Source organism: Verrucosispora sp. WMMD1129 (assembly GCF_029581255.1).
Lineage (GTDB): Bacteria > Actinomycetota > Actinomycetes > Mycobacteriales > Micromonosporaceae > Micromonospora > Micromonospora sediminimaris.
The window spans coordinates 3,059,042-3,072,888 of sequence record NZ_CP120741.1 but is presented as its reverse complement, the minus strand read 5'-3'; the positions used below and the strand labels follow the sequence as shown (position 1 = coordinate 3,072,888).

Genomic DNA, 13,847 nt, shown 5'->3' with positions numbered 1-13,847 from the left:
CGGCGCGGCGGTTCGGGACGCTACCAGTGTGTGTCGTGCCCCACCCTGTCTTACCTCACGCGGTGCACTGATGTCGATGTCTGGCCGGATAACGGGAGGCTGAGAGTTCGCTGCTGACCACCACGGTGTGAGTTGCCGACGCGGCCGACGTAGGCTCGGGTGGCGACCGTGTTCCGGTCGCGACCGCAGGTGGAAGGGGACGGGGCTTTCGATGGACGCCGGACTCAAGCGCGAGCTCGAAGCGAAGGTGTACGCGGGGGAGCGGCTGACTCGTGAGGACGGGATCGCCCTCTACTCCAGCGACGACCTGACCTGGTTGGGGCGACTGGCCCACCACAGGCGCACCGAGATGAACGGTGACCGGGTGATGTTCAACGTCAACCGGCACCTGAACCTCACCAACGTGTGCAGCGCGAGCTGCGCGTACTGCTCCTTCCAGCGCAAGCCGGGCGAGAAGGACGCGTACACCATGCGCATCGACGAGGCGGTCCGCAAGGCCAAGGAGATGGAGGACGAGCAGCTCACCGAGCTGCACATCGTCAACGGCCTGCACCCGACCCTGCCCTGGCGTTACTACCCCAAGGTCCTGCGCGAGCTGAAGGCCGCGCTGCCGAACGTCAAGCTGAAGGCGTTCACCGCGACCGAGGTGCAGTGGTTCGAGAAGATCAGCGGGCTGGGCGCCGACGAGATCCTCGACGAGTTGATGGACGCGGGCCTGGAGTCGCTGACCGGTGGCGGCGCGGAGATCTTCGACTGGGAGATCCGCCAGCACATCGTCGACCACGCCTGCCACTGGGAGGACTGGTCCCGGATCCACCGGCTGGCGCACAGCAAGGGGATGAAGACCCCGTCGACCATGCTCTACGGCCACATCGAGGAGCCCCGGCACCGGGTCGACCACGTGTTGCGGCTGCGTGAGTTGCAGGACGAGACCGGCGGCTTCCTGGTCTTCATCCCGCTGCGCTACCAGCACGATTTCGTCGACTCGGCGGACGGGAAGATCCGTAACCGGATCCAGGCCCGCACCACCATGGCCTCGCCGGCCGAGTCACTGAAGACCTTCGCGGTCTCTCGGCTGCTGTTCGACAACGTCCCGCACGTCAAGTGCTTCTGGGTCATGCACGGCCTGTCGGTGGCCCAGCTCTCGCTCAACTTCGGTGTCGACGACCTGGACGGCTCGGTCGTGGAATACAAGATCACCCACGACGCCGACTCGTACGGGACGCCGAACACCATGCACCGCGACGACCTGCTGCACCTCATCTGGGACGCCGGGTTCCGCCCGGTCGAGCGCAACACCCGCTACGAGGTGGTCCGCGAGTACGACGCCGCACCCACGCTGGCCGAGCGTCGGGCCGAGCCGCAGCAGGTCTGGGCCTGATCCGACGCGTACCCTGGCACGACGATGACCGAGCAGCAGAGCGCGTTTCCCCGCCGGGACGCCGAGGGGCGGATCCGGACCCTGGGTGACCTGGTGGGTGTCGGTCTGGCCGGGGTGGTCATCGGGCTGCTGGTGTTGGTGATCTTCGACGCGGCCTTCGCCTGGTTCGGTGCCGGTGAGTTCGGCCAGGCCAACGGTTGGCTCGCCGTGATCCTGCCCGCCTGGCTGTTCTGGGAGGACTTCCGGGCCTGGGATTTCGGGGCGCCCCGGGTGGTGGCCGCGCTGGTGGCCGTGGCGATGGCGGTGGTCTCCGGGCTGCTGGTGGCCGGTGTGGCCACGACGCTGCCGCCGCTGCTGTCCGGCGTGCTCGCCGCGACCACGTTCACCGTGGTGTACGCGATGATCTGGTTTCCCGGCGTGCGCTGGCTGGCCAACCGGACCGGCTGAGGCAGAGTGACGACGTGAGCGAGCGGAGCGAACGAACGTGAGTGCGGCGGTCAAGTACACACTCGGCCGGATCGGTCTGTTCGTGGTCGTGGTGGCGGCCCTCTGGCCGGTCGACATGGACATCTTCCTCAAGTTGATCCTGGCGCTGCTGTTCTCCGCAGCGCTCTCGTTCTTCCTGCTCAAAGGCTGGCGTGACGAGATGGCCGAGGAGATGGCCGCCGCCGCCGAGCGTCGTCGCGTGGAGAAGGAGCGGCTGCGGTCCGCCCTGGCCGGCGACGACCAGGCCGACGGCGCGACGGGTGACCGGCCCACCGACGAGAAGGGCTGAGCGCCCCGGCGACGTGGTCTCCGGTTACGTGGCGTGCGGTCGACGGGAACATGTCGCGGACATGAGTATCCGGTTGGGATGGGCCAAACAGCGATCAATATTGATATGACCATGTGACAGGTGGTGGGCTGTCCGCTACCGAGCGGGGGATCCCCGCGCCTCCAGGAGGTTGTCCATGGCCTTCCGTTCCATCCCCGTCCGCCGTGCCCTGGCGCTCATCGTCGCCGCCGGGCTCGGCCTGCTCACCATCGCCGCGCCACCGGTCTCCGCCGAACCGGCGCCCAACCGGGACCAACAACCGGCCGCCGTGCCCTACCGGGTACTCGGCCCGAAGACGCTCGCCGATCGCACCGCGGTCGCCCGTACGGGTGCCGCCATCGACTACTCCGAGCACGGGGTGCTGCACGTCTCGGCCACCCGAGCCGAAGCCGCCGCCATCACCCGGCTCGGGTTCCGGCTGGAGGCGATCGCCGCGCTGCCGACCGAACGGGGACAGGCGGAAGGCGACGTCGGGCTCCTCGGCTTCCCGTCGGCCGACTCCAACTACCACGACTATCCGGAGATGATCGCGGCGGTGAACAAGGTGGTGGCCGATCATCCGACGCTCGCGCGGAAGGTCAGCATCGGCAGCTCGTACGAGGGCCGCGACCTGGTCGCGGTGAAGATCTCCGACAACGTCGCCACCGACGAGAACGAGCCGGAGATCCTGTTCAACGCCCAGCAGCACGCCCGGGAGCACCTGACCGTCGAGATGGCGCTCTACCTGCTCAACCTCTTCACCGACAACTACGGCTCCGACTCCCGCATCACCAGCCTGGTCAACAACCGGGAGATCTGGGTCGTGCCCTCGGTCAACCCGGACGGCAGCGAGTACGACATCGCCACCGGCTCCTACCGGTCGTGGCGCAAGAACCGCCAACCCAACAGCGGATCGTCGTACGTCGGCACCGACCTGAACCGGAACTGGAGCTACAACTGGGGCTGCTGCGGCGGCTCGTCCGGCTCCACCTCCTCGGACACCTACCGGGGTCCGTCGGCGTTCTCCGCCCCCGAGACGCAGGCGCTGCGCAACTTCGTCAACAGCCGGGTCGTCGGCGGAGTGCAGCAGATCAAGGCGAACATCGACTTCCACACCTACTCCGAGTTGGTGCTCTGGCCGTACGGCTACACGTACAACAACACCGCCCCGGGGATGAGCGCCGACCAGTACAACACCTTCGCCACCATCGGCCAGCAGATGGCGGCGACAAACGGCTTCACCCCGCAGCAGTCAAGCGACCTGTACGTCACCGACGGCAGCAGCATCGACTGGATGTGGGCGACCCACGGCATCTGGGCGTACACCTTCGAGCTGTATCCGGGCTCGGCCTCCGGTGGCGGCTTCTACCCGCCCGACGAGGTCATCCCGCAGCAGACCTCGCGCAACCGCGAGGCGGTGCTGATCCTCTCCGAGTACGCCGACTGCCCGTACCGGGCCATCGGCAAGCAGGCCCAGTACTGCGGCAGCGGTGGCGGAGGGACCACGGTCTGGTCGGACACCTTCGAGACCTCGACCGGCTGGACGACAAACCCCAACGGCACCGACACCGCGACCACCGGGCAGTGGGAACGGGGCGCCGCGCAGGCCACCAGCTCCAGTGGGGCCAAGCAGCTCACCCCGTACGCGGGCAGCAACGACCTGGTGACCGGCCGCCTGGCCGGCAGCGGCGCGGGTGACTACGACATCGACGGCGGGGTGACAAGCGCCCGCTCGCCGGCTGTCGCGCTGCCAGCCAGCGGCACGTTGACCTTGTCGCTGGCGTGGTACCTGGCGCACGGCTCCAACTCGTCGTCGGCGGACTACTTCCGGGTCAGCGTGGTGCACAGCGGCGGCACCACGGCGCTGCTCACCCAGGCCGGCGCGGCCAGCAACCGCAACGGTGCCTGGACGGTGTCGAACCTCAACCTCACTCCGTACGCCGGCCAGTCCATCCGGATCCTGGTGGAGGCCGCGGACACCTCGACCGCCAGCCTCGTCGAAGCGGCTGTGGACAACGTCACCATCACCTCCTCCTGAAATCGGACGGGGCCCCGCCATCCCCTCGCGCGGGGCCCCGTTCCAGGGACCAAACGGGCAGACCGGCTTTCTCCCGGCGCTCACCGCCGGGCCTCTGGCAGCGCGACCCGCCAGCTCAACGGGGCGCAGAAGCGACGTGCGCTACGGTCTTACCGACCCGTTCCAGCGAAGCCGGTGCGACACCGGCGCTGTCCCGCAACTGTGATGCCCCGTTACCGGGGACGAGCCAGGTCGCCTGGGGCGCGGTCGCGATTCGCGCTCTCGAGGAAGGGCGCCTCGCGGACGGGTGCCTCGGCTCCCTGTCGGCGAAGCAGCACATCCTCGACCGACAGGAGGACCGATGTTCAGACGTACCCCCGTGGTCTTCGCCGCCAGCCTGGCGGCGGCTGCGCTCGCGCTCGGCGCCTGCGCCGAGCAGACCCCCGACACCCCCGCCGCCAGCGGCAGCCCCAGCGCCGCCACCTTCCCCGTCACCGTCGGTTCGCTGACCTTGGAACAGCGACCGGAGAAGATCGTCTCGCTGTCGGCGACGGCCACCGAGATGCTCTTCGCGATCGGCGCCGGTCCGCAGGTCGCCGCGGTGGACGACCAGTCCAACTTCCCGGCCGACGCGCCGAAGACGGACCTCTCCGGCTACCAGCCGAACGCCGAGGCGGTCGCCGCCAAGGACCCCGACCTGGTGGTGCTCAGCGACGACCGCAACAAGATCGTCGAGCAGCTCACCACGCTCAAGATCCCGGTCTACCTGACTCCGGCGGCGCAGACCCTCGACGACTCGTACCGGCAGCTCACCGAGCTGGGCACGCTCACCGGCAACGCCGACGCGGCGGCCGACGTGGTCCAGCGGATGAAGGACGACATCACGAAGATCGTGGCCGAGGTGCCGCAGCGCGCCGAGGCGCCCACCTACTTCCACGAGCTGGGTCCGGAGCTGTACACCGCGACCAGCAAGACCTTCATCGGCTCGATCTACAGCCTCGCCGGGCTGGAGAACATCGCCGACGCGTCCGACGCCGACGGAAAGAACGGCGGCTACCCGCAGCTGTCCCAGGAAGTGATCGTCAAGGCCAACCCGGACTTCGTCTTCCTCTCCGACGTCAAGTGCTGCCAGCAGAGCGCCGCGACGGTCAAGGCGCGCAGCGGCTGGAGTTCGCTCACCGCGGTGCAGCAGGACCAGGTCGTGGAACTCGACGACGACATCGCGTCCCGCTGGGGGCCGCGCGTGGTGGACCTGCTGCGGACCATCGTGGACGCCACCGCCAAGGTGTCCCAGTGACGCTGGCCGCTGGGCGCTGACCGGGTCATGCACGACGTGCTGAAGCGCGGCCGCCCCGTCGCGCCGGCCGGGGCGGCCACCCCGCCCCGGCCGGCGGGCCTGCGGAAACGCTGGCTCGCCGCCGGAGTGCTCGCCGTGCTCGTCGCGCTGGTGGCCGGGGTCTCGCTCGGCCCGGTCAGCCTGCCGCCCGGCAGCGTCGCGATCGAACTGCTCAATCTGCTGCCCGGGGTAAGCCTGGACAGCGGATTGACCGAGCGGGAGATCGCCATCGTCACCGAGCTACGGCTGCCCCGGGCGGTGCTGGGTCTGCTGGTCGGTGGGCTGCTCGCCCTGGCCGGCGGCGCGTACCAGGGGGTGTTCCGCAACCCGTTGGCCGACCCGTACCTGCTCGGCGTAGCGGCCGGGGCCGGGCTGGCGGTCACCGTGGTGCTGACCTTGGGAGTGGGCGTGGGCGGCGCGTTGAGCGGGCTGCCGGTCACCATCCCGCTGGCCGCCTTCGTCGGCTCCCTCGGCGCGGTGGCGATGACCTACCTGCTCGGCTCTGCCGGCGGACGCAGCCGCTCCCCGGCCACCCTGATCCTGGCCGGGGTGGCCGTCTCCGCGTTCCTCAGCGCCGGGCAGACGTACCTGCTGCAACGAAACGCGGAGAGCATCCAGCAGGTGTACTCCTGGCTGCTCGGGCGGCTGGCCACCGCTGGCTGGCAGGACGTCCGGCTGGTGCTGCCGTACTTCCTGCTGACCAGCCTGATCATCCTGCTGCACCGGCGGGAGCTGGACGTGCTGTCGGTCGGCGACGACGAGGCGGCCAGCCTCGGCCTGCATCCGCAGCGGTCCCGGTACCTGCTGATCGCCGCCGCCTCGCTGGGCACCGCCGCCGCCGTCTCCGCCTCCGGCCTGATCGGCTTCGTCGGCATCATCGTGCCGCACACCGTACGGATGCTCGCCGGGGCGAGTTACCGGGTGATCCTGCCGCTGTCGCTGCTGTTCGGGGGGGCCTTCCTCGCCCTGACCGACGTGGTGGCGCGGACCGCCGCCGCACCGCAGGAGATCCCGATCGGGGTGGTGACCGCGCTGCTGGGCGGCCCGTTCTTCGTGGTGGTGCTGCGCTCCGCCCGGCGGGTGCTGACGTGAGCGGCTCGTCGGCCGCCCCCGCCGTCGACCTACGCGACCTGCGGATCAGCCTGGACGGTACGCCGATCCTCGCGGGCGTCGACCTGACCGTCGCCACCGGCGAGTGGGTCACGGTGATCGGCCCCAACGGCGCGGGCAAGTCGACGTTGCTGCGCGCCGTCGGCGGCCTGCTCCCCGCACCGGACGCCGTCCGCCTCTTCGGTACGCCACTGGGCGAGCTGCGTCGCCGGGAACGGGCCCGGGTGGTGGCCACGGTCGCCCAGTCGCCTGTCGTACCGCCCGGCATGGCGGTGCTGGACTACGTGCTGCTCGGTCGTAACCCGTACATCCCGCCGTTGGGCCGGGAGTCCGCCGCCGACCTGGCCGTGGTGCACGAGGTGCTCGACCGGCTGGACCTCGCCGGCTTCCACGCCCGGGAGTTGGCCACCCTCTCCGGCGGTGAGCGGCAGCGGGTCTTCCTGGCCCGGGCGCTGGCCCAGGGCGCCACCCTGCTGCTGCTCGACGAGCCGACCAGCGCCCTCGACATCGGCCATCAGCAGGAGGTTCTCGAACTGGTCGACCAGCTACGTCGGACGCACGGCCTGACGGTGCTGGCCACCATGCACGACCTCTCCATCGCCGGCGAGTACGCCGACCGCATGGTGCTGCTGGCCGACGGCCGCGTCGTCGCCTCCGGCCCCCCCGACGAGGTCCTCACCGAGGACCTGCTCGCCCGCCACTACCGCGCCCACGTCCGCGTCATCCCCGGCCCCCACGGCCCCCTCGTCCTCCCCACCCGCCCCACCCTCAAGTCGCGTTGATCAAGAAGTTTTGGTCGCGGGAGGACGCGGATCCAGACGCAAACTTCTTGATCAACGCGTGGGGCGTGGGGGTGGGGGTGTGGGGGTGGTTAGGGAGATTAGGGAGAAGAGGGCTCCGTGGGGGTCGCGGAGGGCGGTAACGCGGCCGGCGGGGATGTCGCGCGGTGGTACCAGGATGGTGCCACCCAGTTCGGCGGCGCGGGCGGCGGTGGCGTCGGCGTCGGCGACGGAGAAGTACAGCGTCCAGTAGGCCGGCGAGTCGGTCGGGAACTCCTCGCCCAGCGGCGGTATCATGCCCGCCACCAGCCGATCGCCCAGCCGCCACCCGGTGTACGCGACCTGACCCATCGGCTCCTCCTCCGGCTGCCAACCGAAGACCAGCTCGTAGAAGATCCGTGCCCCGTCCGGATCGGGGGTCACCAGTTCGGTCCAGCTCATCGCACCGGGCACGTCGAACACCTCGGCCCCGGCGAAGGCCATCGGCTGCCAGACACTGAAGGCGGCTCCTGCGGGATCGGTGAAGACCGCCATCCGACCCCGGTCGAAGACCTCGAACGGAGGCACCACGACCTGTCCGCCGGCCCGCTCCACCCGGCCGGCGACCAGATCGGCGTCGTCGGTGGCCACGTACGTCGACCAGATCGGCACCTGATCCGGCACCGCCGGTGGGCCTGCCCCGGCCACCGCCCGGCCACCCAGCAGGAAGACCGTGTACCCGCCGGCCTCCGGCTCGGGGTCGATCCGGCCGGTCCAGCCGAACAGTTCCGGGTAGAACCTTCGGGCCGCGTCGAGCTCCGGCGTCGCCAGGTCGGCCCAACAGGGCGTACCCGGTGCGACGCTGACCACGGCCACCCCTTTCCGACCTGGCGACCACCGGCCGGCCGCCCTTCTCGGCATGGTGGCACCGGCCCGCCGCTGTTCGGGGTGGAAACCGGGGGAACGTCAACTGAACCGGCGACTCCGCTCCCGCCGGTCGAGGTCAGCCGAGCGGTGCGGGCAGCGGCGCGGCGTGCAGCACGGACAGCCGGGACACCGCCCGGGTGAGCACCACGTACAGCCGGTTCAGGCCGCGTGACTCGGCGGTCGCGATGGCGGCCGGTTCGACCGCGATGACGTGGTCGTACTCCAGACCCTTGACCAGGGTCGCGGGCATCACCGTGACGCGCGCCCCGGCTGCCGGCCCGTCGGCGGTCGCGGTCTCCACCCCCGCCTCGGCCAGCGCCGCCCGCAGCCCGTCCACGGTGTCGTCGGCGGCGATGACGGCGATCGACCCTTCGTGCGTGAGCGCCGTCCGCACCTCGGCCACCGTCGCGGCCGCCAGATCGCTGACGGTACGCACCGCGAGCGCGCCGTCGCTGCGCAGCGACTCGGCCGGCGGCACGTCGACAGCCAGCGCCGGAAGCAGCCGGTTGGCGAAGGCCAGCACGGCGGCGGGCACCCGGAAACCGATTGTCAACGGCACCACCGTCGCGTCCGGCTTGCCCAGATGGCGCAGGCTGTCCCGCCAGTCGCTGGCGGCCCACGGCGCGGTGGCCTGCGCCAGGTCGCCGAGGAGCGTGAGCGAGCCGTGCTCACTGCGTCGGGCGATGACCCGGCACTGCATCGCTGAGAGGTCCTGGGCCTCGTCCACCACGACATGTCCGTAGCCGGCCGGTCGTTCGAGCAGGCCGGCCGCCTCGTCGACCAGCACGGCGTCGGCGGCCGTCCACCGGGTCGCCTTCGCCGTCCGCCCCAATCCGGTTCCGGTGGTGGTACGGCCGGACCCGGCACTGGTCAGCAGCCGCTGCTCGTCGGCACTGAGCAGGCCGTCAGCGGCCTGGGCGAGCCGGTCCGGCTCGGTGTACAGCGCGTGCAGCAGGCCGTCCGGCGTGAGCGCGGGCCACACGGCGTCCAGGAACCCGGCGACCGGCTTCGACCGGCTCATCCGGCGCAGCCACGCATCACTCGGCGACTCCGCGCGCCGCGCCTCGGCCTGCCGTTGCAGCAGTCCGACCACCCGGGCCCGGACCCGGTCCCGCCCGACGGCGTACGGCAGACGCTCCGCGCGGGTGTCCTGGACCAGCCGGTGCAGCGGCTCCAGTCCGATCCGCCAGCGGAACGAGCCGTCGGAGACGAGCACCGGTTCCGTCGGCTCGCCGACGTACGCGTCGACGGCCCGGCGCAGCACCTCGGCCATTCGGGCGTCGTGCTTGAGCGTGGCCACGACCGGCGGGTCCACCGCGCGTACCGGCACCCGGCCGACCAGGTCCTCCACGGTGGCCTGCTCCACCTCGACCTCACCGAGCGCGGGCAGCACCGCCGCGATGTAGCCGAGGAACGCCCGGTTCGGGCCCACGACCAGCACCTTCGACCGTCGTAGCCGTTCCCGGTGCAGGTAGAGCAGGTACGCCGCCCGGTGCAACCCGACGGCGGTCTTGCCGGTGCCCGGGGCACCCTGCACGCAGATCGAGTCGGCCAGGTCGGCCCGGACGAGTTCGTCCTGCTCGGGTTGGATGGTGGCGACGATGTCCCGCATCGGCCCGACCCGGGGACGCTCGATCTCGGCGGTGAGGATCCGGCTGGCCGTGCCGAGTTCCTCGCCCCGGTCCAGGTGCTCGTCCTCGAAGCTGGTCAGCTTGCCGTCGTTGAAACCGAACCGGCGGCGTACCGCCAGGCCCTGCGGATCGCGGGCACTTGCCCGGTAGAACGCGCGCGAGACCGGTGCCCGCCAGTCCAGCACCAACGGTTCGCCCTGCTCGTCGGTGACGTGCCGGCGGCCGACGTGGTAGCGGCGGCCGGCGTGTTCGGCATCCGCGTCGCCGAAGTCGAGCCGGCCGAAGAAGAGCGGCGTGCGCGGGTCGTCGGCCAGTTCGGCGACCCGCCGGGCAAGGTGCCGGCCGAGCTGCTCGGCGGTGTACGCGTCCCCGGCCACCTTGTCGCCGGTGGCGAAGAGCGCCTCGGCGCGTTCCCGCATCCGGTGCAGCGCCGCCCGCGAGCGGGTCAGGTGCGCCCGTTCGGCGGCCAGTTCGTCGTCCAGCGCGGGTGGCTGGGGGATTTTTTCGGCGTGCAGGCTCATCCACGGACTCCTCGACACGGGAAGAAGGCTGCCGCTCGCGTTTCCGACTCGTGGGTCGGCGCGGGGACGTCCGCTGCGGTGCTACTCACCGCGGCCGTCGGGCGGAACGAACAGCCTACTGGAGGGCGTGCCGTGGACAACCGGTTTTCTTCCCGGCCCAGGCAGCGGCGGGTGCGGGGTTGGCCACTTCCGCGACGTCCGGCTGAGCAGGTCACGGGCGGTGGGGATACGGTCGGGGCATGGTCGAGCGCCTCGCCCGCCCCCGCGTGGGGCACATCCAGTTCCTCAACTGCCTGCCCATCTACTGGGGGCTGATGCGCTCCGGTGCCCTGCTCGATGTCGATCTGCGCAAGGACTCGCCGGACCGGCTCAGCGCCCAACTCGTCGCCGGAGACCTGGACATCGGGCCGATCACCTTCGTCGAGTACCTGAAGCACGCCGACGAACTGCTGCTCCTGCCCGACCTGGCCGTGGGCAGCGACGGGCCGGTGCTGTCGGTCAATCTGGTGAGCACACGGCCGTTGGCCGACCTCGACGGCGCACGGGTGGCGCTGGGCTCCACCTCGCGCACCGGAGTGCTGCTCGCCCAGTTGCTGCTGCGCGAGCGGTACGGGGTCCGCCCGGAGTACTTCAGGTGCCCGCCGGACCTGACCCAGATGCTGCTGGAGGCCGACGCCGCGGTGTTGATCGGCGACGTGGCGCTGCGGGCGATGTACGAGGCACCCCGGCAGGGGCTGACCGTGACCGACCTGGGTCAGGCGTGGCGGGAGTGGACCGGGCTGCCGATGGTCTTCGCCGTCTGGGCGGTCCGCCGTGACTTCGCCGCAGCGCATCCCGGGTTGGTCAAGGAGGTGCACGAGGCGTTCCTGCGCTCGCGCGACCTGTGCCTGGCCGAGCTGGACCAGGTCGCCGAGTCGGCCGCCCGGTGGGAGCCGTTCGACGCGAGCACGCTCGCGGAGTACTTCCGCGCCCTGGACTTCTCCCTCGGCGAACGTCAGGTCGCCGGCATCCGCGAGTTCGCCCGCCGCGCCGCCGCCCACGGCGAAACCCCGCCCCTGCCCCCCACCGGTCCCGCCTTCTTCACCCGCTGAGCCGCAGGTGCGGCAGGCTCACGGGCTGCTGGTGAGCAGGGCCTCGGTGATCTTCTCGCAGTTCTTCATGCCGTACTCGTAGCCCTTGTTGATCGGGTACTGGAGCATCACGCCCATCGTCCAGGTGTCGCCGATCGCCAGGCAGTTGACGTGCATCTCCTGCTCGCGGGTGCGGTCGACCCAGCCGTTCTTGATGGCGATCTTCTTCGCCTCGGCGGCCGGGAACGCCTTACGGATGCCGAAGTCGCCGGCACCGCGTACCTGACGCATCTCGCTGAGCAGCCACTTGGTCCACTTCGGGCCGGCGGCGGTGCCGTCGGCGATGCAGTTGCCGAGGCGGGCGGTGTCCCGGGGGGAGAGTTCGGTACGGCTCCAGCCGAGATCACTGGACACCTTGCTGTCGGTCAGCTCGCAGGTGGACAACAGCCGCTTGATCGAGGCCGACCGGCCGATCTGGGTGTAGAGCTGCTCGGTGCGGGTGTTGTCGCTGTCCCGGATGATCCGGGTCAGGTCGGCCAGCTTCGCGTCGCTCGGGGTCTGCCCGGCGTCGGCGGTACGGCGCAGGTAGTCCGCGACGATCCAGGCCTTGATCAGAGAGGCGGTGGTGCTGGTCTCGTCCATGTCGTCCGAGCCGATGATCTCCCCCGAACGGCGGTCCAGCACGCTCCACGCGTACCAGCCGTCGATGTCCAGGTCGATCTCCTTCGCCTCGAACGGCAGCGGCTCGGGCTCCGGCGAGGGACTGGGCGACGGCGACGGCCGTGCGCTCCGGTCGGTCAGCGCGCCGTCCCGGGCCGCCGGTGACTCGCCGCGTCCCCACTGGGCGGCGGCCGTGGACTCGAAGGGCGACCCGGGCAGCAGGCGCAGCGACACCAGCACCAGCCCGATCAGTACGGCGGCGATGGCGATCAGACGCAGCGGCGATGTCTCGCCGTTGCGGCTGCGGCCGGCCATCAGAGCTTTCCGATCGGCTGCTGGGGCACCTTGAGGGCACCGCCGGGCTGCGGCGTCACCAACTGGCTCGCGACGCTCGCGCAGACGTCCGCCCCGTAGTCGAGCCCGCTCTGCCGGGGGTAGCGCAGCATCACCGCGAGGCTCCATTTCTCAGTCACGGCCAGGCAGTTGACGTGCCAGTTGCCGTCGTAGTTGAGGACGGTCCAGCCGTTCTTGATGCTGACCGGACCCTGACTGGTGATCGACTCGGGCAGGCCGTCGATGATGCCCCATCGGCCGCCGCCCTCTCGGGGCTTCTGGTCCTTGGCGGCGGTGCTGCCGCGAACCTTGCTCATCTCGGTGAGCAGCCACTTCGTCCACTTGGGTCCGGCGGCGGTGCCGTCGGCGATGCAGTCGCCGAGCCGTACCGCGTCGCGCGGGGACATCCGGGTGAAGCTCCACCAACCCTCGTAGCCCTTGACGTTGCCGGGTTTGGTATCGGTGAGGCCGCACAGCTTGATCGCCGCCTTGAGCACCGGACCGGGCTGCCCGTTCCCGGGCGCGCGGTAGGAACCGCCCGCGGCGGCGTAGACCTTGTTGGCCGCGTCGTCGTTGCTGTCCCGGATGGCCAGGCTGGCAGCCTTCTTCATCGACGCGGGCGGCTCCTTGTCGCCGAGCTGGCGCAGGTAGTCGGCGACGATCCAGGCCTTGAGCATCGACTCGGTCGAGCTTGTCGCGGCCATGTTCTTGGAGCCGGAGAGTTGGTCGGTCTCCCGGTCCAGCAGTGCCCAGGAGAAGAACTCGCCCTTGAAGTTCACCGAGACCTTGCCGGCGGCAAGGGTCGGCGGCGGCGGTGGCGCGGGTGTGGGCGCGGCGACGCTCTCCGGGCTGGCCTCCGCCTCGCCGGCCGAGAGTCGGGCGTAGGCGGCCGGCACCAGCATGACGCCGCCGAGCAGTACCGCCGTCGCGGCGAGCACCATGGTCACGCGAGGTCGCATGAGCGGGTGAGCTCCAGATGTCGGGGCCGGGGGGACCGGCTTGTTGCCAGGACTGACCGGTGCGGATCACCTGGGCCGGGGGAAGCGGCCTGAGCTGGCGATCGTCGTCAGCCGATCGGTGTGACGGGGGAAGTCTACGTGCGGATCGGCGTTATGCCAGGACTCGACACCGGGCAACTCGCCGTGAAGGCGGGATAACGAACCGCTATGCGGTCGTTGCGAGGATTTGTCGCTGATTCGTGACCTAATTCATAGTTACCTGCGCCACGGACGGCGAACAGGGAGTAACAGTGGGGTGCCTCGAATTTGTATGACACCCCCTGGCGTCTTCTACCCTCAGCTGTAACACTG

Annotated in this window: 12 protein-coding genes and 1 riboswitch; of the genes, 8 read left to right on the top strand and 4 right to left on the bottom strand. The window is 70.5% G+C overall.

Annotated features, from left to right (window positions below):
- The first annotated feature begins 211 nt into the window (after window positions 1–211).
- The 7 genes from mqnE to O7624_RS14165 all read left to right on the top strand — a co-directional run bounded on the left by mqnE (window position 212) and on the right by O7624_RS14165 (window position 7,419).
- Window positions 212–1,381, top strand: coding sequence for an aminofutalosine synthase MqnE (mqnE, locus tag O7624_RS14195; RefSeq protein ID WP_093403982.1), 1,170 nt, complete (start codon window positions 212–214; stop codon window positions 1,379–1,381).
- A 24-nt stretch (window positions 1,382–1,405) separates the two neighbouring features.
- The gene (locus O7624_RS14190; RefSeq protein WP_282240347.1) at window positions 1,406–1,828 is read left to right on the top strand and encodes a hypothetical protein; all 423 of its coding nucleotides are present in this window, start codon (window positions 1,406–1,408) and stop codon (window positions 1,826–1,828) included.
- A gap of 37 nt (window positions 1,829–1,865) precedes the next feature.
- Window positions 1,866–2,156: a DUF4229 domain-containing protein gene (locus O7624_RS14185; protein ID WP_093403985.1), complete on the top strand. Its 291-nt coding sequence runs from the start codon at window positions 1,866–1,868 to the stop codon at window positions 2,154–2,156.
- A gap of 175 nt (window positions 2,157–2,331) precedes the next feature.
- On the top strand, window positions 2,332–4,212 hold the full coding sequence (locus tag O7624_RS14180) for a M14 family zinc carboxypeptidase (protein ID WP_282240346.1): 1,881 nt from the start codon (window positions 2,332–2,334) through the stop codon (window positions 4,210–4,212).
- A 170-nt stretch (window positions 4,213–4,382) separates the two neighbouring features.
- Window positions 4,383–4,443, top strand: a riboswitch (cobalamin riboswitch).
- A 109-nt stretch (window positions 4,444–4,552) separates the two neighbouring features.
- Window positions 4,553–5,488, top strand: a complete 936-nt coding sequence (locus O7624_RS14175) for an ABC transporter substrate-binding protein (RefSeq protein WP_093403988.1) — start codon at window positions 4,553–4,555, stop codon at window positions 5,486–5,488.
- Between the two features lie 27 nt (window positions 5,489–5,515).
- Window positions 5,516–6,619, top strand: a complete 1,104-nt coding sequence (locus tag O7624_RS14170; RefSeq protein ID WP_282240345.1) for an iron ABC transporter permease — start codon at window positions 5,516–5,518, stop codon at window positions 6,617–6,619.
- Window positions 6,616–7,419 (top strand): ABC transporter ATP-binding protein, encoded by an 804-nt coding sequence (locus O7624_RS14165; protein WP_282240344.1) that lies wholly within the window; start codon window positions 6,616–6,618, stop codon window positions 7,417–7,419. The genes O7624_RS14170 and O7624_RS14165 overlap by 4 nt, the downstream gene beginning before the upstream one ends.
- Window positions 7,420–7,470: 51 nt before the next feature.
- Here O7624_RS14165 and O7624_RS14160 read toward each other — a convergent pair whose 3' ends face one another.
- Together O7624_RS14160 and O7624_RS14155 are read right to left on the bottom strand one after the other, a co-directional pair.
- Entirely contained in the window at window positions 7,471–8,316 is an 846-nt protein-coding gene (locus tag O7624_RS14160) for a VOC family protein (protein WP_282240343.1), read from the bottom strand.
- A gap of 82 nt (window positions 8,317–8,398) precedes the next feature.
- The gene (locus O7624_RS14155) at window positions 8,399–10,474 is read right to left on the bottom strand and encodes an AAA family ATPase (protein ID WP_282240342.1); all 2,076 of its coding nucleotides are present in this window, start codon (window positions 10,472–10,474) and stop codon (window positions 8,399–8,401) included.
- A 239-nt stretch (window positions 10,475–10,713) separates the two neighbouring features.
- On the opposite strand from O7624_RS14155, the gene O7624_RS14150 reads away from it, so the two are divergent.
- A complete protein-coding gene (locus O7624_RS14150; protein WP_210940005.1) occupies window positions 10,714–11,565 on the top strand; it encodes a menaquinone biosynthesis protein in 852 nt (283 codons plus the stop codon).
- Between the two features lie 18 nt (window positions 11,566–11,583).
- Here O7624_RS14150 and O7624_RS14145 read toward each other — a convergent pair whose 3' ends face one another.
- Together O7624_RS14145 and O7624_RS14140 are read right to left on the bottom strand one after the other, a co-directional pair.
- Entirely contained in the window at window positions 11,584–12,519 is a 936-nt protein-coding gene (locus O7624_RS14145; RefSeq protein WP_282240341.1) for a serine hydrolase, read from the bottom strand.
- The gene (locus O7624_RS14140; RefSeq protein ID WP_282240340.1) at window positions 12,519–13,496 is read right to left on the bottom strand and encodes a hypothetical protein; all 978 of its coding nucleotides are present in this window, start codon (window positions 13,494–13,496) and stop codon (window positions 12,519–12,521) included. The genes O7624_RS14145 and O7624_RS14140 overlap by 1 nt, the downstream gene beginning before the upstream one ends.
- Window positions 13,497–13,847: the final 351 nt, after the last annotated feature.

Bases quoted from the DNA above. Each gene is read 5' to 3' on its own strand.
- O7624_RS14145 (WP_282240341.1), bottom strand. From the start codon at position 12,519: ATGGCCGGCCGCAGCCGCAACGGCGAGACATCGCCGCTGCGTCTGATC.
- O7624_RS14175 (WP_093403988.1), top strand. From the start codon at position 4,553: ATGTTCAGACGTACCCCCGTGGTCTTCGCCGCCAGCCTGGCGGCGGCT.
- O7624_RS14190 (WP_282240347.1), top strand. From the start codon at position 1,406: ATGACCGAGCAGCAGAGCGCGTTTCCCCGCCGGGACGCCGAGGGGCGG.
- O7624_RS14150 (WP_210940005.1), top strand. From the start codon at position 10,714: ATGGTCGAGCGCCTCGCCCGCCCCCGCGTGGGGCACATCCAGTTCCTC.
- O7624_RS14160 (WP_282240343.1), bottom strand. From the start codon at position 8,316: ATGCCGAGAAGGGCGGCCGGCCGGTGGTCGCCAGGTCGGAAAGGGGTG.
- O7624_RS14180 (WP_282240346.1), top strand. From the start codon at position 2,332: ATGGCCTTCCGTTCCATCCCCGTCCGCCGTGCCCTGGCGCTCATCGTC.
- mqnE (WP_093403982.1), top strand. From the start codon at position 212: ATGGACGCCGGACTCAAGCGCGAGCTCGAAGCGAAGGTGTACGCGGGG.
- O7624_RS14170 (WP_282240345.1), top strand. From the start codon at position 5,516: ATGCACGACGTGCTGAAGCGCGGCCGCCCCGTCGCGCCGGCCGGGGCG.
- O7624_RS14155 (WP_282240342.1), bottom strand. From the start codon at position 10,474: ATGAGCCTGCACGCCGAAAAAATCCCCCAGCCACCCGCGCTGGACGAC.
- O7624_RS14140 (WP_282240340.1), bottom strand. From the start codon at position 13,496: ATGCGACCTCGCGTGACCATGGTGCTCGCCGCGACGGCGGTACTGCTC.